The sequence below is a fragment of the Acidisphaera sp. S103 genome (assembly GCF_009765975.1).
In the GTDB taxonomy this organism is placed as follows: Bacteria; Pseudomonadota; Alphaproteobacteria; order Acetobacterales; family Acetobacteraceae; genus Rhodopila.
On sequence record NZ_LMUJ01000031.1, the window covers coordinates 41669 to 62184 of the forward strand.

Genomic DNA, 20516 nt, shown 5'->3' on the forward strand with positions numbered 1-20516 from the left:
TCATTGGTCGGATCGGCGACCAGCGTGATCATCCCGGAGGGAACCGCCAGCACGATCGGCGCCAGCGTCGGCCGCAACGCGCCGCGGAACCAGGCCGGAATCGGCTGCTTCGGCCGCAGCAGCACCGAGGCGGCAACCACCGCCCCGCTGTCATCGGTAAGGGTCGCCCGCACATGCCGGTTGCCGTCGAACGTCGCCACCAGATGCCGCAAGTCGCGCTGGCCATCGGGCGATCCGCCGATCTCCTGCACGCTGTTGACCACCGCCTGCTGTCCGGTCGCCAAAGCCGCCAGCATCTCGGCCCGCACCGATTTCGCCGCATGCACGCCAGCCAGGACACAGCCCAGGGTCAGCGTCACCGCCAGCACGCAGCCAAGCCACAGAACCAGCCTGATGCGTAACGACATGACCGTTCCTCCCGCCGGCATCGTAAGCGCAGGCCGAACGAGGCGCCACTCAGAACGTGATGCGCACGCCGCCGAATGCCCCGATCGGCGCCGCCGGACTATAGGCACGCGGATTGGTCGCATTCGGCGCCTGAGACAGGAATACCGCCGTGGTCGGCGAGAACGTGCCGTAGGTATAGTATTTCGCATCGGTGACGTTCTCGATCGAGCCGAACAATTGGATATGCGGCGTGACCTGGTAGCTGCTGCTCAGGTTCAGCGTGACGAAACCGGGCAGTTGCGGCGTCAGGTTGGCCTCATCGCCAAACAGGTATTGCCCGCTTTGCGCGAGCAGCACGGCGCCCACGGTCCATTGGTCGGTGATCCGGAAGGTCAATCCCACCTTGCCCTGATGTGCCGGTACGCCCGGCATCCGAGCCCCCGGGTTGATGGTGATATTGCCGTTGGCATCGGCGGCGGGGTTGCTGCCGGCGGCCTCGACGAAGCCGGTCTGAAAAGTGGCATCGGTGTAGGTATAGGCAATATAGGCGGACCAGCGGGGTGCCTTATACTGCAGGCTGGCATCGATCCCCTGTCGGCGTGTCTGCCCGATATTGGTAAAGAACGCCCGGTTCAGTGTGACGCTGTTCACGAAGGCGATGTCGTCGTCCAGGCTGCTGCGGTAGAACCCGAGGTTATACGTCAGCCGATCGGTCTGGTTGGTCGGCACTGTGCCTCGAACGCCGACCTCCACGGTGTGTGCGATCACCTGCTTCAGATTGGGATCGCCCACGAAGAAGTTGGCCAGGCTGCAGGAATCGTTTGGTCCCGCGCACGACAGTTCCGCCGGCGTGGGGGCTCTGTTGGCTTCCGCGTAGCCGGCATAGGCGGTCAACCACGGCATCACCTTGTAGGTCACCCCGGCCGAGGGATTGAAGCGCTGATAGGCATGGTTGCCGGTCAGATCGCCACCGTTCTGGTCGCTCAGGTCGATTTGTGCGCTGTTGAAGCGGCCGGACGCGGTCAGCGCCAGCCGGTCGGTCAGATTGAACGTATCCGCGATGAACGCCCCGTAGTAGGCGTCGCTGATTCCCACCCGCACCGGCTGGTTGTTGCCCGGTTCGTCGATGACCACGCCTGGGCCGACGAACACACGGGAATCGGCCGTGATACCGCCGATGTACGACACGCCGGTGAACTGGGTCTGCGATCCGTCGAAGCTGACGCCGGCGACCAGATGATTGTTGAACCCGAACACCGTCTGTGTATCGGTCACCTGGGCCGAGGCGCCGTAGCCGTTGGTATTGGTGGTCTGGTTGTCCAGTTCCGAGTACGAGAACGGATTGGCGCCGAGGAAGGCCGGTATCGTGGCGCCTCCGGTTGTCGTGCTGTAGCCGGAATCGGAGCACAGCAGGCCCGAACCGTCATTGCATGGCGTATCGTTGGCGGCATTGCCGTTGGTCACGCGTTGCAGGAAGTTGTTGTAGTAAGTGTTCGCCTGGATCGACACCGTATCGCTGAGGATCATGGTCCCCGACAGCCCGACCTGCATAAACCGGTTGGCGATCTGGTTGGGACCGGTAAACTGTGCCTTGGGATCGGCGGCCAGCAATTCTACCGGTGACGTGCCCGGCCCGTTCAGCGTTGAGTTCGCCACCAGGGCGTTGAAGTGCAACTCGCCAGCGTTGCCGCGCCAGCCGATGTCACCATAGAAATTTTCCAGGTCGGAGGATTGCAAATCACGCCATCCATCCTGACGTATCCCGCTCGCGGCAACGTAAACCGAGGTGTTGCCGCTCTGCTTGCCGAACTGGAAGTCGCCGCCGATCGTATTGAACGAACCGCCATGAATGCTGAGTTCGGCCCCTTGGTACGTGAATCCGTTCTTGAGCTGGATATTCAGCGCCCCACCGAGGGCGTTCAGGCCGAAGACCGGATTCGCCCCCTCCAGGTTCATCTGGTCGATCGCCAGGTTGGGCAGCAGGTCGAAATTGACGGTGTCGCCGAACGCCTGGTTGAAGCGGACTCCGTTGACGTAGACGGCGAGACCCTGTGGCGTTCCCTGCAATCCCGACGCGGCGAAGCCATGATACAGCAGGGTCGGCTGATACGGATTGCCGGACGCTGAATCGAGGTTGACCCCGCCGACTTCCTCATTCAGCGACCGTGTCGCATCCGGTGTGGTGGTACCGCCGCGAGTCAGGTCTCCACCCCTCAGCACATTGGTTTCCGCCGGCACCGTATCGCGGTCGACGCCGGACCCCAGCAGCGGCGACGCGCCAACGATATTGATGGTCGGCACTGTAACAACCGGGGCCGGCGAGGTGGCCGAGGGTGTTGGCGGTGTATTGGAAGGTGCCTGTTGCGCCCGGACGGCCAGGCCTGTCAGCGCAAGAAAAGCGGCGGTACCAACCAAGCCGCGCATGGCTTGACCGACAATACGCTGCATGCGCTTTGCCATGGATGGCTTCCTCCCCATTATTGTTTTCCCAACAGGGACTGTTGGCCATTGCCCGCGGTCAGTCGATGGTACGGTTTCCCGATGATCTTGGGAAAAATTCCCGATTTTCGAGCATTGGACCGGTTATTCCGGCAAGCCGGCCGCTCTCAGTGCGTCCGCATAGGTTTTTGCCATCGAGTCGAGAGGAACCCGTATGCGGGTGAGACGATGGCACCGTCATTGACAACCGCGCCGGTATCGCTCAGCCCCGAGTTCGACAGCGTCAGGGCGCCATAGTTGGTGAGGGTCGAATTTTCCTCGAAATGGTTGCTGCCTCTCAGCAGCCAACTGACACCGGCGGCGATGTTGACGATCCCGAAGCCGATGTAGATCGTTCCGGTACTAGTATTGGTCATCGAGGCGGATTCGTAGCCTCTCGTTGGGGAGCCGGCACAAATCATACCCAACCGGCAGGGGGTGGACCGCCACCCTCTGCTCATTGTGGGTAGGTTTTGCCGCCAGCAGGTGGCTTGTGCCGAGCCTTGCCGGTGGGGATTTCAGCTCTCGACGTAAAGCGATATCGACGGACCGGTACGGATCGGTCGCCTACCGCCCCGGGGTCGGCATGGTGAACTCCGGCCCGCGCCGTGTCCCTGCCGTCCAGCGTTGGGTGATCGCCTTGTAGCGGGTGTAGAAGCGCACGCCCTCCGGCCCGTAGATATGGTGGTCGCCGAACAGCGAATGCTTCCAGCCGCCGAACGAGTGGAACGCCATCGGCACCGGGATCGGAATGTTGATCCCCACCATGCCGATCTGGATCGCCTGGGTGAAGTCGCGCGCCACGCCACCGTCGTTGGTAAACAGGGCGACGCCGTTGCCGTATTCGTGCGCGTTGATCAGCCGCGTGGCCGTGGCGACGTCGGGCGTGCGGACGACGGACAGTACGGGGCCGAAGATCTCATCCTTGTAGATACGCATGTCGGGCGTGACGTTGTCGAACAGGCAGCCGCCGAGGAAGAAGCCGTTCTCATAGCCCTGCAGTTTCAGGCCGCGGCCGTCCACCACCAGATCGGCGCCCTCCTTGACGCCGAGGTCGACGTAGCCGCGGACCTTTTCCATATGCTCGCGGGTGACCAGCGGTCCCATCTCGGCGTCGGGATCGGTGCCGGGGGCGACTTTCAGGGCGCGCACTCGGGGGGCCAGCTTCGACATCAGGGCGTCGCCGGCCGAACCGACAGTGACGGCGACGGAGACGGCCATGCAGCGTTCGCCGGCGGCACCGTAGCCGGACCCCATCAGGGCATCGACGGCGTCGTCGATGTCGGCGTCCGGCATGATCACCATGTGGTTCTTGGCGCCGCCCAGCGCCTGGACCCGCTTTCCGTGCGACGTGCCGCCTCGGTAGATCGTTTCGGCGATGGCGGTGGAGCCCACGAAGCTGATCGCGGCGATGCCGGGGTGGGCGATGATGGACTCGACGGCTTCCCTTCCGCCCTGGATGACGCCGAACACGCCGTCGGGCAGGCCGGCTTCCTTCAGCAGTTCAGCCAGTTTCAGCGCGGCCGAGGGGTCTTTCTCGGACGGCTTGAGGATGAAACAGTTGCCGGTGGCGAGCGCGACCGGGATCATCCACAGGGGCACCATCACCGGAAAATTGAACGGGGTGATGCCGGCGACGACGCCTAAAGGCTGGCGGATCGACCAGGCGTCGATGCCGGTGCCGACCTGGTCGGTGTATTCGCCCTTCAACAGATGCGGGATGCCGCAGGCGAATTCCACCACTTCCAGGCCGCGCTGGACCTCGCCGTCGGAGTCCGACAGGACCTTGCCGTGCTCGCTGGTGACGATGTCCGAGATCTGCTTGCGATCCCGCTCCAGCAGTTCCTTCAGCTTGAACATGACGCGGGCTCTGCGCAGCGGCGGGGTGTTGGCCCAGGCCGGCCAGGCGGCGTTGGCGACGGCGACGGCCTTGTCCACCTCGGATGCGTTGGCCATGGCGACCTTGCCGGTTACCTCGCCGGCGGCGGGGTCGAACACGTCGCCAAATTTACCGCTGGTGCCGGCGACGTGCTGGCCGCCGATGAAATGTCCGATTTGGCGCATGGTGGTTCCCTCCGTTTCTGTGGGTGGAGGTAGAACAACCGGCGGCCAGGGTCCAGATGCCTGCGCTCCAGGGCAATCGGGTGAGGGTGAAGGAAGGCCAGGGCTCCGCCCTGGACCCGCCAAGGGGCGAGGCCCCTTGGAACCTGTTGATGGGGTGTGAGGAGGAGGGCCGACGTCGATGTTGCAACCCCCGAGTTGGCCCTCCTCCCCATACCCCATGAATGGATCTCAAAGGCTATGCCTTTGATGGGGTTCGAAGGGGCAAAGCCCCTCGCCTTACCTTGCCTCACCCGATTGCCCTGGCCAGCGCTCCACCCGGGTTTGACAGCACCGTGCCTCTGACGCGAATGTCAGCGCAAATCCGCGGGAGAGCGTCATGGATATGAACGAACGTGTTTTCGAGCCGCGCGACGTGGCGTTGAGTTCGGAGCTGACCCTCCACTACTTCCACCGGCCGGGGACCGGGACGACGCTGATCTTCCTGCACCCGTCATCGGGGTATGGCCGGATGTGGCAGGATACGGCGGCGCAGTTGCCGCCGAACTTCGATGTGTATGCGCTGGATTTGCGGGGGCACGGCGATTCGGGGCGGCCGGATGGGGAATATTCCGCTGAAGAACTGGCGCGCGACCTGAAGGTGTTCGTCGACAAACTGGGCCTGGGGCGAGTGGTCGTCGCCGGGCATTCGCTGGGCGGGCGTGTCGCGCTGTATTTCGCGGCGCTGTTCCCCGAGGCGACCGCTGGGCTGGTGATGGTGGCCGGTCCGCATCTCAGCAATTTCTACCAGACGCGCGATGCGGTCAGGACCGTTTACACGCAATCTTATAAGACGATGGTGTCGGAGACGGCGTTCGCGTCTCGGGACGCGGCGCTGGCGTATCTTCGCACACTGCGGCCGAACGATACCGAGGCGGCGCTGCTGCATCGTGTCGAATACAACTTTACCCACGCCGCGGACGGATCGCTGACCGCGAAATACGACCCGATCCGGGTGGCCGAGGGCCTGACCCACCAGTTGATCGACCTGAAGCGGCAAGCCGCCGCGGTGCGCTGCCCGACCGCGTTCGTCCGCGGCACCGGCAGCGCGGAAATGACTCCGGATGCCGCGAAGGACGTCGCGAAATTCTGGACCGGGACAGTGGTGGACATCTACTCGGTCGAGGCCAAGAGCAATCTGCAGATCGAAAACCCCAGCGCACTGGCGGCGGCGATCGCTGAATTCACCGCGAAGCGGCTGTAGAGGGCTGGCCGCGTTTCAGCGCGGCTTTGTCGACTTTGCCCACGGCCGTCTTGGGGATTGCATCGACGACGGTCAGCGATGCGGGCACTTTGTAGCGGGCCAGGTTGGTTCGGCAGTGGGCCAGGATGTCGTCGATGGCGGCCGGGTGACGCAGCACGATGTGGGCGTACAGCATCTCGCCGCGATAGGCGTCGGGGACGCCGAAGGATGCGGCTTCCTGGACCGCCGGGTGCATCAGCAAGACATCGTCGATTTCCCGCGGATAGACGTTGTAGCCGCCGGTGATCACCATGTCCTTGAGGCGGTCTAGGATGGCGAGATGGCCGTCGGCATCGAGGGCGCCGATGTCGCCGGTGTGCAGCCAGCCGTTGCGCAGCGCCGACGCGGTTTCCTCCGGCCGGTTCCAGTAGCCGGCCATGATCTGCGGGCCTCGGGCTCGGATTTCGCCGGGTTGATTGGTGGGTTGGCCGGTGGCGGGATCGACGATCTGGATTTCGGTGCCGGGTAGCGGCAGGCCGACATGGCCGGGTTTCACGGCGGCATCCGGGGCGTTGTAGGTCAGGATTGGACCGGCCTCGGTCTGGCCGTAGCCTTCGTAGATCGGCGCACCGGTCGTTTGTTCCCAGCGCCGCAGGATTTCGGCCGGCAGCGCGGAGGCGCCGGAGTAGCAGACGCGGAGGTGGGATAGATCGGCGTTGGCAAAACCGTCGTAGGCCAGGAGGCCGGTGAAGACGGTGGCGCCGGCGGGGAGGACGGTGATGCGCTCGTCGCGGAGGGCAGCGACCACCCAGTCCGGGCGGTAACGCGGCAGGATGACCAGCGTGCCGGCGCAAACCAGCGCCTGATACAGGTTCATCGCCAGCGCGAATGAGTGGAACAGCGGCATCATGCACAGGAAGCGGCCGCCGGGGCGGGTCGGCAGAACGGCCTCCCGCTGCAGGACGTTGGTGGCGATGGATCGGTGGGTCAGCATGACGCCTTTCGGGCGTCCGGTGGTGCCGCCGGTGTACTGGATCATGCCGATCGCGTCGGGGTCGGGCGGCGGCGGGATTGGGCCGGCGGTCCGGTCCAGGTTGTTGTCGAGGGTGAGAACGTGGGCGATGCCCGCTTCGGATGCCAGCTTCCGGACCAGGGGCGCGCAGATGGTGTCGCACAGGGCGATCGTGGGGCGGCAGTCGGTCAGGATTTCTCGTAGTTCGCGTTCGGTGTAGGCCGGGTTCACCGGGCAGAAGACTGCGCCGGCGGCCTGGATCGCCAGAGTGGCGACGGCGGCATCGGCGGAATTGCCGCACAGCAGGACGACGCGGGTGTCCAGGGCGCCGTGGTGGCGGAGTTCGGTGGCGAGGTTCGCCACGGCGTTGCGGTATTCGCGATAGGTCAGGCGCAGCGTGCCGAACACAACGGCTTCGGCGTCGGGTGCGGTGATTGCGGCCGCGTCCAGCAAGGCCAGGACGGTGGTGGCATCGCGCCAGGGAGCGGTTGGGGCCATGTCAGGGATCGATGGCTTGGCGGAACTGCGTAATGTCGGATGCCAACTGCGAGATGAGCAACGAAGCGCTCTCTACCGCCTCCGTCGCGTCACTCACCCCAGCACCTTCGTGTCAGCGGCGATGTGGTCCAGGAACTGTGGTTTGCAGCCGCCATACGGCAGTAAATCCGGCTCCAGCTTGCGGTCCCAGCACGCTTGTTCGGCGAATGTCCATGCGTCGGTCAGCGCATCCTCGGGGAAATCCATCAGCAGGTCGACGTCGCTGTGGTATGTCATCGTGTCCCGAGCGGCCGATCCGAACAGCAGGTAGCGGCCGCCATGGGTGCGCGCATAGTCCGTCAGCACCGGGATCAGCGCGGCCACCGCGTCGCGGCGCCGAGCCGCCTCGGTTGTCTTGCGTTCGGTCAGGGTGACGATGCGCTGCATGCCTCCATTATCCTGATTTCATGGGTCAAAAACAAGAAAACGGCGTATGGCTTGCTTCTCGGCGCCGGTGCCGCTAACCGTGCGCCCTTTCGCGGCCTCCGGGCCGTGTCGCAAACAGGAGAGTTTGTTATGGCTTACAGGGTCGCGGTTGTCGGCGCCACAGGGGCAGTCGGACGCGAGATCATCAAAACCCTGGTGGAGCGGAATTTTCCCGCCTCGGACGTGATTGCCCTGGCGTCGGGCCGTTCGGCGGGCGCGGAAATCTCCTTCGGCGACAAAAAAGTGCTGACGGTCCGCAACCTGGACACATTCGATTTCACGGGCACGGATTTCGGCCTGTTCAGCCCGGGGGCCTCGGTTTCGGCGATCCATGCGCCGCGCGCCGCCGCCGCCGGCTGCGTGGTGATCGACAACACCAGCCAGTTCCGCATGGACGCGGACGTGCCGCTGGTGGTGCCGGAGGTGAACCCGCAGGACCTGCGCTGGTTCGCCAAGCGCAACATCATCGCCAACCCGAACTGCTCCACCATCCAGATGGTGGTGGCGCTGAAGCCGCTGCACGACGAGTTCAAGATCAAGCGGGTGGTCGTCTCGACCTATCAATCCGTGTCGGGCGCCGGCAAGGAAGGCATGGACGAGTTGTTCAACCACACGAAGTCATCCTTTGTGTATGAGCAGAGCCCGCCGCAGCAGTTCACCAAGGAAATCGCCTTCAACTGCATCCCGCACATCGATAAGTTCATGGATGACGGCTCCACTAAAGAAGAGTGGAAGATGACGATGGAGACCAAGAAGATCCTCGATCCGGCGATCGCGGTGCATGCGACCTGCGTCCGGGTACCGGTCTTCATCGGCCATGGCGAGGCGGTGAATGTCGAATTCGAGAACCCGGTCACCGCCGGCGAGGCTCGGGCGATCCTGCGTGATGCCCCGGGCGTCGAGGTTGTGGATGTCCGCGAGGACGGCGGCTATGTCACGCCGCTGGAATGCGCAGGGGAAGACGCGGTGTTCGTCAGCCGGATCCGTAAGGACCCGACGGTGCAGCATGGGCTGTCGTTCTGGTGCGTGTCGGACAATCTGCGCAAGGGCGCGGCGCTGAACGCGGTGCAGATCGCCGAGACGATGATTGCGATGAACCTGCTGGTGAAGAAGGCGGCTTAAGCCGGCGGCCCGATGAGTGGGAGGAGCCTGGTTGCCATCGGCGGCCTCATCTTTTTCCATAGTAACAGAGCTCAGTATCATTGTTCTGCGGCCCGGGGATCCTGGCTATAACGGTTAACCACGGGTGGCAGGCCAAGGTTTTCGCGCAAGGTTGCTCCTTCATACTCGGTCCGGAACAGTCCCCGGCGCTGCAACTCGGGAACCACCATCGTGACGAAATCCTCGCCGCCATCGGGCAGTGTGGCGGGCGTGATGTTGAAACCATCGCAGGCCCCAGCCTCGAACCATTCCTGCATGACATCGGCAATGTCCGTGGCCGTGCCGATCCTTGCGGAGCCGGTGATCCCGGAGCGGAGATACAGCTCGCGGATCGTCGGCTTCTCCCGTCTCACTCGCTCGACGAGTTGCACGCTCAGGCTGCGGTGCTCCTGACGACCCAGCGCGTCGTCAGGCACTGGACCATCCAGTGGATAACCCGACAGATCACCAAAAGCGCTGTAGAGAGCACCAAGACCGGCCAACGGGTCGAACAGCGCCTGCAGTTCATCGTACTTTGCCTGAGCCTCTGCGCGCGTGGGTGCGACGACTGGGCAAAACGCCGGCATGATCTTCAGATCGTCCGGCTCGCGGCCGTATTTCGCCATCCGCCCCTTTACGTCGTCGTAATAGCCACGGGCCGCATCGACTGACCCATGAATCGCATAGATGACGTCCGCCGTCGCTGCGCCCAATTCCCGCCCCTGTTCCGAAGCACCGGCCTGAACGATCACCGGATGCCCCTGCGGCATGCCTGCCACGCTCAATGGGCCTCGCACCTTGAAGAACCGCCCGTGATGATTGAGCACATGCATCTTCGCTTCATCGAAATACTGGCCGGCTGCTTTGTCGAACAATAGAGCCCCATCCTCCCAGCCGTCCCAAAGTCCCTTGACGACCTCTACGAACTCGGCGGAACGGGCATACCGCGTGTCGTAGTCCAGCGTCGTCTCCAGCCCGAAATTCTGTGCTTCGTGCTCCGACCAGGACGCAACCACGTTCCAACCGGCGCGCCCCTTGCTGATCAGATCCAACGTGGCGAACTTGCGTGCCAGGTTGTACGGCTCGTTGTATGTCGTGGATGCCGTTGTTATCAGGCCAACGTGGCGGGTCACCATCGCCAGCGCCGGCAGCAATGTCATTGGCTCAAGTTCGAGCATGTCCCTGCCGGTCCGGGACAGCGAACCGCGCGGATTGTCCCCCTGACGAATGCCGGCGCCGTCGGCAAAGAAGATCATGTCGAGCTTCCCCCGTTCGGCGATTTGGCTGCTGCGCACATAGTGCTCGACATGCAGTGTGCCGTCGGCCGGGACACTGGGATGACGCCAGGCGGCCGGGTGGTAACCGTGCCCCCGTATCGACAAACCGAGCCGCATTTTGCGTGAAAGCATCGCTCAATTCCTCTCAAACGGAATTGTACCGCACGCCGCTGACGTTGGCACCTCTTCCAGACGGGGCAGCATGGATTTGCGGTGCCGGCAGTCGGGCCATAAGGTCGTCGGCCATGCATAAACGGGGGATACGATGAATCGTCTCGATGGCAAGGTTGCACTGATTTCCGGCGCCTCCCGCGGCATCGGCGGGGAGACCGCTCGTTTGATGGCCCAGGCTGGCGCCAGCGTCGTCATCGGCGACGTGCTGGACGATCGGGGGCAAGAGACCGTGAAGGCCATCACGGCGGCCGGTGGCAAGGCGCAGTATGTGCATCTGGACGTCACCAGCGAGCAGGACTGGATCGCCGCCGTCAATCGCGCCACCGGCGCATTCGGCAAGCTCGATATCCTGGTCAACAATGCCGGTGTGTTCATCGGCAAGGGGATCGAGGAGATTTCCATCGCCGAATGGAACAAGCTGGTCGCGGTGAACATGACCGGCGTCTTCCTCGGCACCCGCCTCGCCGCCCAGGCGCTGCGCGAGGCCGCCAAGTCCAGCGAGCATGGCAGCGCGATCGTGAACCTGGCGTCGATTGCCGGGATCGTGGGATCGCAGCTTGACCCGCTCTATTCGATGACCAAGGGCGGCGTGACCCTGTTCACCAAGTCGACGGCCCTGGAATTCGCTCGGAAATCGTATCGGATCCGGGTGAACTCGATCCATCCAGGTGTGATCCAAACCGATATGGGTGAGCAGACCTTCGTCGCCAGGGCAAGCCGGACGGGCAGCAACGATCCCGCGCCGGCTCGGCAGATGGTGACGGAGTCCGTGCCCTGGGGGCGGCTGGGCGTGCCGCTGGATATCGCCAAGGGGATCGTGTTCCTGGCCTCGGATGATGCGGCCTACATGAATGGGTCGGGACTGGTGGTGGATGGCGGCGTGACGGCGGCATAAGCCCCGGGTTAGGGGGCGCCTATCGTGGGTGAGTCGGACGGAGGAAAAACAGCATGGCCCAACTGACAATAAGACCGCTTAACGCCACCATCGGCGCGGAAATCACCGGTGTCGATTTCCGCAAGCCGGTCGATGCCGCGATGCGCGAGGCCCTGTCCAAGGCACTCTCAGACCATTTGGCCCTTGTCTTCCCGGACCAGTCGCTGACGCCGGCGGAATATCTCGAAGCCGCCAGCGTCTTTGGTCCGCCGATGCGCCAGCACTATTCGCAATACAATATGCCGGACTTCCCGAATATCGGGGTCATCCATCACCGCGATGGACAACTGCCGGCCGAGGGCTGGCATACCGACCATACCAATCGGGAGTGCCCGCCTGCCGCGACGATCCTGTACGGGGTTGAAGTGCCCGCCAGCGGCGGCGAAACCAGCGTGGCCAACATGCGCGTCGCCTACCGGGCACTCCCTGACGATGAACGGACGCGCCTTGATGGGTTGAGAACCGTGAACAGCCTCGATCGCGGGCGGCGCGATGTGCGCGACGAGGATATGGAGAAGTTCGGCAAACCGGTCGTTCATCCGATGGTGCGCACGCATCCTGTCCATCGTTCCCGGGCGCTTTATTTTCATCCCACAAAGACCATGCATATCGAAGGCATGACGCCGGAGGATAGCAAAAACTATATCGACGGGCTGGTCAGCCGAACGATCCGTCCGGAGATCGTCTACACGCATACCTGGCGCAAGGGCGACATCTTTGTCATCGACGATCGGGCCACGATGCACAGGGCGCACGGTGATTACGACCGCAGTCAGAGCCGAATCCTGTGGCGCATCATTGTCGAGGGTGACCGTCCGGAGCTACGAGCCGTTTAGCCGGCCTCGGGGCCCTTGCCGCCGGATATTGGCCAAAGAGCGTGAGGGACCCAGCGATATCGCCACGATCATCGAGTTGACCGGCTCCGAGCGATTGGCAATCCTTTCCGAACACCAGCATAGAGGAAGAAGCGGCATGGCAAACGATCCCTTCATCGATCCCGCCGCGTTATCGTCTCTGGGGCCGGTCCGCTATCTGGACGCGCGCGATCAGGCGGCCTTCGACGCGGGACACGTACCCAACGCGGTGCGCGCGCCGGTAGACGCCTGGGACAAGGCGATCAAGACGGCAGATATCGGCTTCGGTCGGACCGCGTTCTGGGAAGAGGCGCTCGGTTCCCTGGGCGTTGGTTCGGGGGTGACTGCGGTGACTTATGATGCCGGCGGCATGACCAATGCTGCGCGGGTGTGGTTCGTGTTGCAGTTTTTTGGCGTCCCATGCCTGATTGCGAACGGCGGTTGGCCCGCCCTGGCGGCGAGCAGCGTCCCGGCGGGTGCGGGTCCGGTCAGCGGCGGACTTCACCTGTCGGCCGGGTCAGGCGCGGTCGGCGTGGTCGATCGGGAAACGCTGAAAGGTCAGCTCGACGGTGCGGCACATGTGTTCGACAGCCGCACGCGCGCTGAGTTCACGGGCGAGGACTCGCGCGGCCGGCCGAGAAGCGGACATTTGCCGGGGGCGCGGCATCTGTCGCACGCCGACCTGATGGATAAAGGGGTCGTGCATCCGGGCTCGAAGCTGCGCGGCATGATGGAGGGCGTGGGATTCGGCCCTGGCGATCATATCGTGACGCATTGCGAGGGTGGCGGACGGGCGGCTCTGGCCGCGGCCGCGGCGGTACGCGCCGGATTTGACGATGTCCGTGTCTATTACCTCAGCTTCGGCGACTGGGCCCGCGATGAGAGTTGCCCGATCGTCAGGGACTGAATTCTCTCTGCATCACAAATAAAATCGACTTGGCGGCTCCCTTGACCCACATGCCAATTGTTGCACAGTGGCGGCAAGATCGGGAGACGTCCGAGTATGACCGCGACGACGACGCCAAAAGCGCTGCCGATCCTGATCGGCGCGGCGGTTACCATGAGCCTTGCCATGGGCATGCGTCAGTGCCTTGGCCTGTTCCTGCCCCCCGTGACACACGGCCTGGGTCTGAGCGCCGCTGATTTCACCTTCGCAATCGCCATACAGAACGTCGCCTGGGGCGTCTTTCAGGCCCCTATCGGGTCGCTTGCCGACAAATATGGCATCGGCCGAGCGGTCCTTGGCGGCGTTCTGCTCTATATCGCGGCGATGATCGTGATGGTCATGGCCAATGGCATCGCCATGCTCGCTCTGTCCGGCGGCATGCTCGGCATCGCCGTTGCCTGCACCGGCTCCTCGCTGGCGATGACCGCCGCCGCTCGCGCCTCGACACCCGAACGGCGCTCCTTTGTGCTTGGTGTCGTTTCTGCCTTTTCGTCAGTCGGCACCCTGGTCATCGCCCCCGTGCTGCAGTTGCTGTTGGCGCACTGGAACTGGCGTATCGGCGTGGTCCTGTTTCTCGCGCTGACCATCGTCATGCTGCCGTTCGCCTTCATGACCGGCCGCGTCGACCGGATTCCGCAGCCGCCCGTCCGGCGCACGACTTTCGGAGAGTCGCTTCAACTGGCCATACAGAGCCGCCGGTTCATGGTGCTGTGCTGCACCTATTTTGTCTGCGGATTGAACTTGATCTTCATCAACACGCATCTGCCGAATTATTTGGCGATATGCGGTCAGGACCCGATGCTGGCGGCCAATGCGCTGGCGATCATCGGCGGCGTGAACATTGTCGGGTCCTGGCTCGCCGGGTGGCTTGGGGGCATCTATCCCAAGCACATTCTGTTGGGCATCACCTTCCTGCTGCGTTCGGTGGTCGTCGCCGTTTATTTCATGTCCCCGCCATCAGAAGAAAATACGCTGATCTTTGCTGCCGCGATGGGCATGATCTGGCTTGGGGTCATTCCGCTGGTGTCGGGTTTGGTTGCCGAACTGTTCGGGACCCGCACGATGGCGACCATGCTGGGCCTGTCGTTCGTCGTGCACCAGGCCGGATCGGTTCTCGGCGCATGGGGCGGTGGCGTCATCTTCACGCATTTCGGTTCGTATGACCTGGCCTGGCGCTTCGGCGTGACGGCCGGCGCGCTTGCGGGCGTGGTCTTGATCCTGTTCGGCGGAGAGACGATCCCCGGTATCCGCCGCCGTTCGGCGATCGCCGTGTGAGAATCGGCATGCTCAGATCATCGAAGCTTTATCTGCGGAGCTGATCCCCGGGGTGCCCAGGACCAGGCTGAAGAACGCCGCCCGGAATGGCGATTGGCAGCTTCCTGACTTGGACGAACGGCTCTGCGCCTGGCTTTATGTGTCCCAGGCGTGCGTCGTCGCCATCGATCACGCTACCGGCCCGTCATCCGGCAAGGGTGCGTTGTCCAGGATACGGCGGTAATTGAAGCGGGATAGGTCGATGGACCGGAAGCCGCCATCCAGGATCATCTCCTTGACCGCCCGGCCCACGGCGGGCCCGTGCTGCAAGCCGTGGCCGGAAAACCCGGCAGCGACGATGAAGTTCGGTAATGTCGGCAGGCGGTCGATCACCGGATTCCCGTCCAGCAGGTTCATGTCGTAGTGGCCGACCCAACCCCCCTTCATTTTGATCGCGTCGAATGCGCTGCTTTGACTGGCCAGCCGCGGCCACAGCACCGCGTCGAAAGCCGAATAGTCCAGCTCCCAGTTGAAGGCAGAGGATTGGTCCACCGGCGTGTAGCCCGTGATGTAGCCCTTCTGTAGCCGCCGCATCGCATGGCCCGCGGCATGGCGCATGGCCGGGATGGGTTCCAGTTGGACCTGCGTATCGAAAAAGAACTGCTGTCGTTGGCGTGGCTCGACGGGCAGTGCGACGTCGACCATGTTGCAGATGTCGGCGGCCCAGCAATTGGCTACATTGACGAGCGTATCCACGGCCACGCTCTCACCGCTCGCCAGTCGCGCATGGGTCACCAAGCCGCCGGCAACATCCAGCCCAACAACCCGGTCCTTCAGATACCGAATCCCACGCCCCTCAGCACCTCGGCGGAACCCCATCAGCGCCGCATTCGGGTCAATCTGGCCATCATCCGGCGTGAGCGTTCCGGCATCCGCCTCGTTGAAATGGAAAGAGGGATAGCGGCTGCGCAGCTGTGAACGGTCGAGCCGGTGTACTCGCACACCCTTGGACTCCAACATGTCGGCAATCGACGTCAACGTCGCCACCTCCGCTGCCCCCTGCACCAGGTAAAGGTAGCCCATCCGATAAAACTGTGGATCGTATTGCACGGTCCCGCCTGTCACCTGGTTGGCGAAGTCCGAGTAGACGCTGTTACCGTAGAGCGACATTTCCACGTTCTCGAATAACGCGTGTTGCAGCCGGACGCCGCCTACCGCTCGTGGCGTGGCTGCGAATTCGTAGGTCGGGTCGGGCTCGATAACAACGACATCGGCCGCCGCACCCGCCAGGGCAAGGTGGTAAGCGATGCATGACCCCATGATGCCGCCGCCGACGATGACAATCCGTTTCATGGTCTCAAGCTCCCAAATGATGCCGCGCTGGCATTATCGCCCGCGATGGAATGCGTCGGTTCCCGCCAAGATGCGTCACCGTTCCTGTGGATCACGGCGCCGCCACCCTGACGCCCGATGGTTACATGCGCAGCGCATGCGTCACCAGAGCCGTGCGTGCCGTCCCTCAGCTAACTCGGCGAAAGACGCCTCCCCTGGCATGAACTTGACGAACCCCATACCGTGGCGACCAGCCGTCGCGATCGTTCGGGAGACAAATGCATGACCTGGCAACTCGATGCCACGGCGCTGTCAGCACTGCTGGACGCGCGTGAAACCACCCCGCTGCAATTGCTCGAACATTCGTTCGCGCGGCTGGATGCGCTGGAGCCAGTGCTGAACGCCTTCACCCACGTGGACCGCGACGGCGCATCAGCCGCGGCCGCAGCCGCCACGGCGCGCCAGGCGGCTGGTTCTCGCCTGGGTCCGCTGGACGGGATACCGGTCTCGGTCAAGGACAACATCTTCGTCGCCGGCTTGCCCGCCCGATGGGGCAGCCTGCTGTTCCGCGATCACGTGCCAGACCGCGACGATATTTGCGTCGAGCGGCTGCGGGCTGCGGGTGCCGTGATCATTGGCAAGACCACCACGCCGGAACTCGCCATGTCGGGCCGTACCGACAGCCGGCTGTCGGGCGTAACCCGCAGTCCATGGGATCCAGCCTTGACGCCCGGCGGGTCCTCGGGCGGTGCTTCCGCGTCCGTCGCCGCCGGGATTACACCGCTCGCCATTGGCACCGACATGGGTGGTAGCACGCGGCTCCCAGCCGCCTACACCGGTCTTCTGGGCATGCGGCCCTCGACCGGGCGGATTCCCCGCCGGTTCGGGTTTCCCGCCACCTGTATCGATTTCCAGGTGATCGGCCCATTCGCTCGAACCATGCGGGACATGCGGCTGCTCTACGGTGTCCTCGCCGGTTCGGACCCGCGCGATCCGTACTCCGAACGCTTTCCGCCGCCGCCAGATGCCACGACCGGCCGTCGCCTGCGGATCGGCTGGTTCACCGCGATCGGCGATGAATCCGCAACGCCGGAGGTCGCCGCGAGCGTGGCCGCCGCTGTTCACGCCCTGGCAGGTGCGAACTGCACGATTACCCCGGTGTCGGCGCCGTTCGACCTGGGTGCATTGCGCAGCTTCCATGCCACGTTGACCGCCGCTGCCGCCGCCCGGATCGTCGTCCGGTTCCCGGATCGCTGGCGTGCCGAGACTTGCGACAATGTTCGGGCTGCCGCCGAACGCGGGCTCGCGATATCCGCCGGTGCCTACGTAGACGCACTGGACGTGCTTGCCGCTTGGCGTTCCGATGTGACCGCCGCCTGGGGCGACTATGACGCGTTGATACTTCCTACGGCTGCGGCACCTGCCTGGCGCGCCGAGGATGATGCGCCGCCCGGTCTCTCACCCGCGACGCAGGGTATGTTTGGCGCCTGGGTGAACGCCGCCGGGCTTCCCGGCATCAGCGTCCCCGGTCAACCGCATCCCGATGGGCGCCCGATCGGCATACAGATCGTCGCTCCGTTTGGGTATGACGCCGTCGTCCTCGAAATCGCTGAACGGCTGGAGACCTTGGCGCCCTGGGCCGACAAATGGCCGGCGCTGGCGTCGACCGTCTGACCGCGCAGCGCCAGCCGCCATCAGAAACCGGCGCGAGAGGTTCAGTTCGCCGCCCTTCCATGCGTGGTGAAATACGGATTTTGCGGTGTCGGCAACCCCATCCGCTCCCGCAACGTCCGCCCCTGGTACTCTGTCCGGAACAGGCCGCGCCGCTGCAATTCTGGTATGACCAGACTGACAAAATCGTTCAGACACCGCGGCAGAACCGGCATGGTGACGTTGAAGCCGTCGGCAGCCTTGCTGGTGTACCAGTCCTCCATCTGATCGGCGACGTCCTTGGCCGTGCCTGTGAAAGTGACATGCCCCATCGAGGGCAACACACGCTCATAGGTCTGGCGAATGGTCAGATTGTCACGCACCGCCATCTCGGCGATCGTCTTGCGAAAGGCGGCGATGCCGAGCGTTTCGCTGGACAAATCGGGCAGCGGTCCATCCAGCGGATAGCCGGACAGATTCATTTCTACCAGTTTCGACAGATACGGCACGCCAAGTGACGGCGCGATCAGCGCCTGTAATTCCTCGAACAACTCATCGGCTTCGGCGGCCGAACGCCCGACATAGACCGCCGCACCCGGCAAGATACGCAACGAGTCCGGCGACCGCCCATAGCGCCCTAAGCGCCCCTTCAAATCGGCGTAGAATGCCTGACCCGCGGCCTTGGTGTTGGTGACCGCGAACACGCAGTCTGCATGCTGAGCGGCGAGTTCGCGCCCATCCTCCGACTGACCCGCCATGAACAGCACGGGGTAACCCTGAGGCATCCTCGCGACGTTCAACGGTCCCTTGACCTGGAAGTGCCTGCCAGCGTGGTCCAGTACCCGAACCCGCGTTGGATCCAGGAACTGCCCTGTCGCCTTGTTCTGCACGAAGGCATCCTCCGCCCAGCTATCCCACAGCCCTTTGGCCACGGACACGAACTCCCGCGCCCTGTCATACCGAACATCCTTCGCAACGTGCTCGGTCCGGCTGAAATTCAGAGAATCCTCTGGGTACGATGTCGTTACGATATTCCAGCATGCTCGTCCTTTGCTCAAATGATCCAATGAGGCAAAGCGACGCGCCAGCGAATAGGGCTCGTCATACGTGGTGGTCGCCGTGGCCAGCAACCCGATGCAGCTCGTGTGCTGTGAGACCGCCGTCAGCAACGTAATCGGTTCGAACACCGCCGGACGATCGGACGGACTGTTGGCGGCGAACAACGCGGGCTTGTCCATTTGCCTGACCGCGTTGCCATCCGCCAGGAACAGCAGGTCGAATTTGCCCCGCTCCGCCGTCTGCGCCAACTCGATCGCATGATCGAGGTTCATGACCTGGTCGGACCATGCATCCCGATGCCGCCAACCACCCAGGTGTCCACCCAGACCCAGCAGTCCCGTCATCAGGTTCAACATGCCGCACACCCGCTCTGTTCTCGTCAGTGACGAGCGAAAATCGTACCATCCACCATCACGTTCGGAAGGTGAACGCTCAGACATGACGAAGCAGCTTCATCTCGGCGCCATCATGCGCCCGGTCGGCATTCACACCGCCTGGTGGCGCTATCCGGGAGCCTATACTGACGCCAATTTCAACCTAAAGCACCTCGTGCATTTCATCCAGGTTCTGGAACGGGCAAAGTTCGACGCGTTCTTCATGGCCGACCATCTGGCAGTGCTGAACATGCCCGTCCAGGCGTTGCGGCGCAGCGCCACGGTCACGTCGTTCGAACCTCTGACGCTGCTGTCCGCGCTGGCGATGGCGACAGAACGGATCGGATTGATCGCGACGGCATCAACAACGTTCGACGGACCCTACCATATCGCCCGCCGGTTTGCCTCACTCGACCACATCAGCAACGGCCGTGCCGGCTGGAATGTCGTCACCACCGCCAATCCCGATGCGGCACTCAACTTCGGGCTGACCGAACATGTCGAGCATGACGAGCGCTATCGCCGCGCGCGTGAGTTCCAGTCTGTCGTGACGGGTCTTTGGGATAGCTGGGCTGACGACGCGTGGAAGCGTGACCAAGCCAGCGGCCTCTTCTTCGACCCGGCGAAAATGCACGTGCTTGACCATAAAGGCGAAAACCTGTCGGTGCGCGGACCGCTGAACATTGCTCGCCCGATCCAAGGTTGGCCGGTCATCGTTCAGGCCGGAGCCTCGGAGGCCGGCAGGCAACTCGCCGCCGAAACCGCCGAAGTCGTGTTCGGCAGCAGTCGCACCATCGAGGAAGCCCGCAACTTCTATACAGACGTCAAGACGCGGGTAACCACGGCCGGACGATCCGCCGATCATTTCAAAATCCTGCCTGGTGCGCTGGTGATTGTCGGACGGACCAGCGAGGAGGCACACCAGAAAAAGGCCTTGCTCGACAGTCTCGTGCATCCCGAGAGCGGGGTGCCCAATCTATCCATCCGGCTTGGTATCGACGCCTCGGGCTTCGATCTGGATGCGCCACTGCCCGAGATCCCGCCGTCCAACCAAAGCCAGAGTGGGCGTGACACGTTGGTGGCCCTGGCGCGCCGGAAAAATCTAACCGTCCGCCAGCTTGCCCAAATGGTCGGCGGCTTCGGTGGGCTGGAGATGGTCGGGACGGCCAACCAGATCGCCGATACGATGCAATCCTGGCTGGAAACGGGCGCCTCCGACGGGTTCAACATCATGTTCCACACCGTGCCCGCGGGGCTCGACGATTTTGTGCGGCTTGTCATCCCTGAACTGCAACGCCGCGGCATCTTCCGCACCGAGTACGCGGGAGCCACCCTGCGCGAGCATCTCGGTTTGCCGCGGCCAGGGAACCAGTTCTTCCCGGCGGATCAGTCCGGATAG

General features: G+C 63.6%; 17 protein-coding genes. 8 read left to right on the forward strand and 9 right to left on the reverse strand.

The window, feature by feature from the left end; all coding sequences use genetic code 11:
* From GSQ89_RS04725 to GSQ89_RS04740, 4 genes are all read right to left on the reverse strand, one after another.
* The coding region (locus tag GSQ89_RS04725; protein ID WP_216856011.1) for a hypothetical protein at positions 1 to 407 on the reverse strand (407 nt) is incomplete at its 3' end.
* Between the two features lie 49 nt (positions 408 to 456).
* Positions 457 to 2847, reverse strand: coding sequence for a TonB-dependent receptor (locus tag GSQ89_RS04730; RefSeq protein WP_158922538.1), 2391 nt, complete (start codon positions 2845 to 2847; stop codon positions 457 to 459).
* Between the two features lie 146 nt (positions 2848 to 2993).
* On the reverse strand, positions 2994 to 3242 hold the full coding sequence (locus GSQ89_RS04735; protein ID WP_158922540.1) for a hypothetical protein: 249 nt from the start codon (positions 3240 to 3242) through the stop codon (positions 2994 to 2996).
* Positions 3243 to 3432: 190 nt separating this feature from the next.
* The gene (locus GSQ89_RS04740; protein ID WP_158922542.1) at positions 3433 to 4929 is read right to left on the reverse strand and encodes a CoA-acylating methylmalonate-semialdehyde dehydrogenase; all 1497 of its coding nucleotides are present in this window, start codon (positions 4927 to 4929) and stop codon (positions 3433 to 3435) included.
* Between the two features lie 376 nt (positions 4930 to 5305).
* Between GSQ89_RS04740 and GSQ89_RS04745 the strand changes: the two genes are divergently transcribed.
* The gene (locus GSQ89_RS04745; protein WP_158922544.1) at positions 5306 to 6169 is read left to right on the forward strand and encodes an alpha/beta fold hydrolase; all 864 of its coding nucleotides are present in this window, start codon (positions 5306 to 5308) and stop codon (positions 6167 to 6169) included.
* Here the strand turns inward: GSQ89_RS04745 and GSQ89_RS04750 are convergent.
* Entirely contained in the window at positions 6150 to 7658 is a 1509-nt protein-coding gene (locus tag GSQ89_RS04750; RefSeq protein WP_158922546.1) for a class I adenylate-forming enzyme family protein, read from the reverse strand. The genes GSQ89_RS04745 and GSQ89_RS04750 overlap by 20 nt on opposite strands.
* Before the next feature lie 93 nt (positions 7659 to 7751).
* Positions 7752 to 8084 (reverse strand): nucleotidyltransferase family protein, encoded by a 333-nt coding sequence (locus GSQ89_RS04755; RefSeq protein WP_158922548.1) that lies wholly within the window; start codon positions 8082 to 8084, stop codon positions 7752 to 7754.
* Between the two features lie 129 nt (positions 8085 to 8213).
* Here GSQ89_RS04755 and GSQ89_RS04760 point away from each other — a divergent pair, with 129 nt between their 5' ends.
* Positions 8214 to 9245 carry an aspartate-semialdehyde dehydrogenase gene (locus GSQ89_RS04760; RefSeq protein ID WP_158922550.1) on the forward strand — a complete coding sequence of 344 codons (1032 nt, stop codon included), beginning with the start codon at positions 8214 to 8216 and terminating at the stop codon, positions 9243 to 9245.
* A 77-nt stretch (positions 9246 to 9322) separates the two neighbouring features.
* Here the strand turns inward: GSQ89_RS04760 and GSQ89_RS04765 are convergent, their stop codons facing one another.
* A complete protein-coding gene (locus tag GSQ89_RS04765; RefSeq protein ID WP_158922552.1) occupies positions 9323 to 10672 on the reverse strand; it encodes an LLM class flavin-dependent oxidoreductase in 1350 nt (449 codons plus the stop codon).
* Between the two features lie 133 nt (positions 10673 to 10805).
* Here GSQ89_RS04765 and GSQ89_RS04770 point away from each other — a divergent pair, with 133 nt between their 5' ends.
* The 4 genes from GSQ89_RS04770 to GSQ89_RS04785 all read left to right on the forward strand — a co-directional run bounded on the left by GSQ89_RS04770 (position 10806) and on the right by GSQ89_RS04785 (position 14723).
* Complete coding sequence (locus GSQ89_RS04770; RefSeq protein WP_158922554.1) at positions 10806 to 11609, forward strand: SDR family NAD(P)-dependent oxidoreductase; 804 nt, start codon at positions 10806 to 10808, stop codon at positions 11607 to 11609.
* Between the two features lie 53 nt (positions 11610 to 11662).
* Positions 11663 to 12484, forward strand: a complete 822-nt coding sequence (locus GSQ89_RS04775) for a TauD/TfdA family dioxygenase (RefSeq protein ID WP_158922556.1) — start codon at positions 11663 to 11665, stop codon at positions 12482 to 12484.
* A gap of 136 nt (positions 12485 to 12620) precedes the next feature.
* A complete protein-coding gene (locus tag GSQ89_RS04780; protein ID WP_158922558.1) occupies positions 12621 to 13409 on the forward strand; it encodes a sulfurtransferase in 789 nt (262 codons plus the stop codon).
* A gap of 96 nt (positions 13410 to 13505) precedes the next feature.
* On the forward strand, positions 13506 to 14723 hold the full coding sequence (locus tag GSQ89_RS04785; RefSeq protein WP_158922560.1) for an MFS transporter: 1218 nt from the start codon (positions 13506 to 13508) through the stop codon (positions 14721 to 14723).
* Between the two features lie 168 nt (positions 14724 to 14891).
* Here the strand turns inward: GSQ89_RS04785 and GSQ89_RS04790 are convergent, their stop codons facing one another.
* Complete coding sequence (locus tag GSQ89_RS04790; protein ID WP_158922562.1) at positions 14892 to 16055, reverse strand: FAD-binding oxidoreductase; 1164 nt, start codon at positions 16053 to 16055, stop codon at positions 14892 to 14894.
* Between the two features lie 261 nt (positions 16056 to 16316).
* Between GSQ89_RS04790 and GSQ89_RS04795 the strand changes: the two genes are divergently transcribed.
* Positions 16317 to 17708 (forward strand): amidase, encoded by a 1392-nt coding sequence (locus GSQ89_RS04795; RefSeq protein WP_158922564.1) that lies wholly within the window; start codon positions 16317 to 16319, stop codon positions 17706 to 17708.
* A gap of 41 nt (positions 17709 to 17749) precedes the next feature.
* Here GSQ89_RS04795 and GSQ89_RS04800 read toward each other — a convergent pair whose 3' ends face one another.
* The gene (locus GSQ89_RS04800; RefSeq protein ID WP_158922565.1) at positions 17750 to 19099 is read right to left on the reverse strand and encodes an LLM class flavin-dependent oxidoreductase; all 1350 of its coding nucleotides are present in this window, start codon (positions 19097 to 19099) and stop codon (positions 17750 to 17752) included.
* An 82-nt stretch (positions 19100 to 19181) separates the two neighbouring features.
* Between GSQ89_RS04800 and GSQ89_RS04805 the strand changes: the two genes are divergently transcribed.
* The gene (locus GSQ89_RS04805; protein WP_158922567.1) at positions 19182 to 20516 is read left to right on the forward strand and encodes an LLM class flavin-dependent oxidoreductase; all 1335 of its coding nucleotides are present in this window, start codon (positions 19182 to 19184) and stop codon (positions 20514 to 20516) included.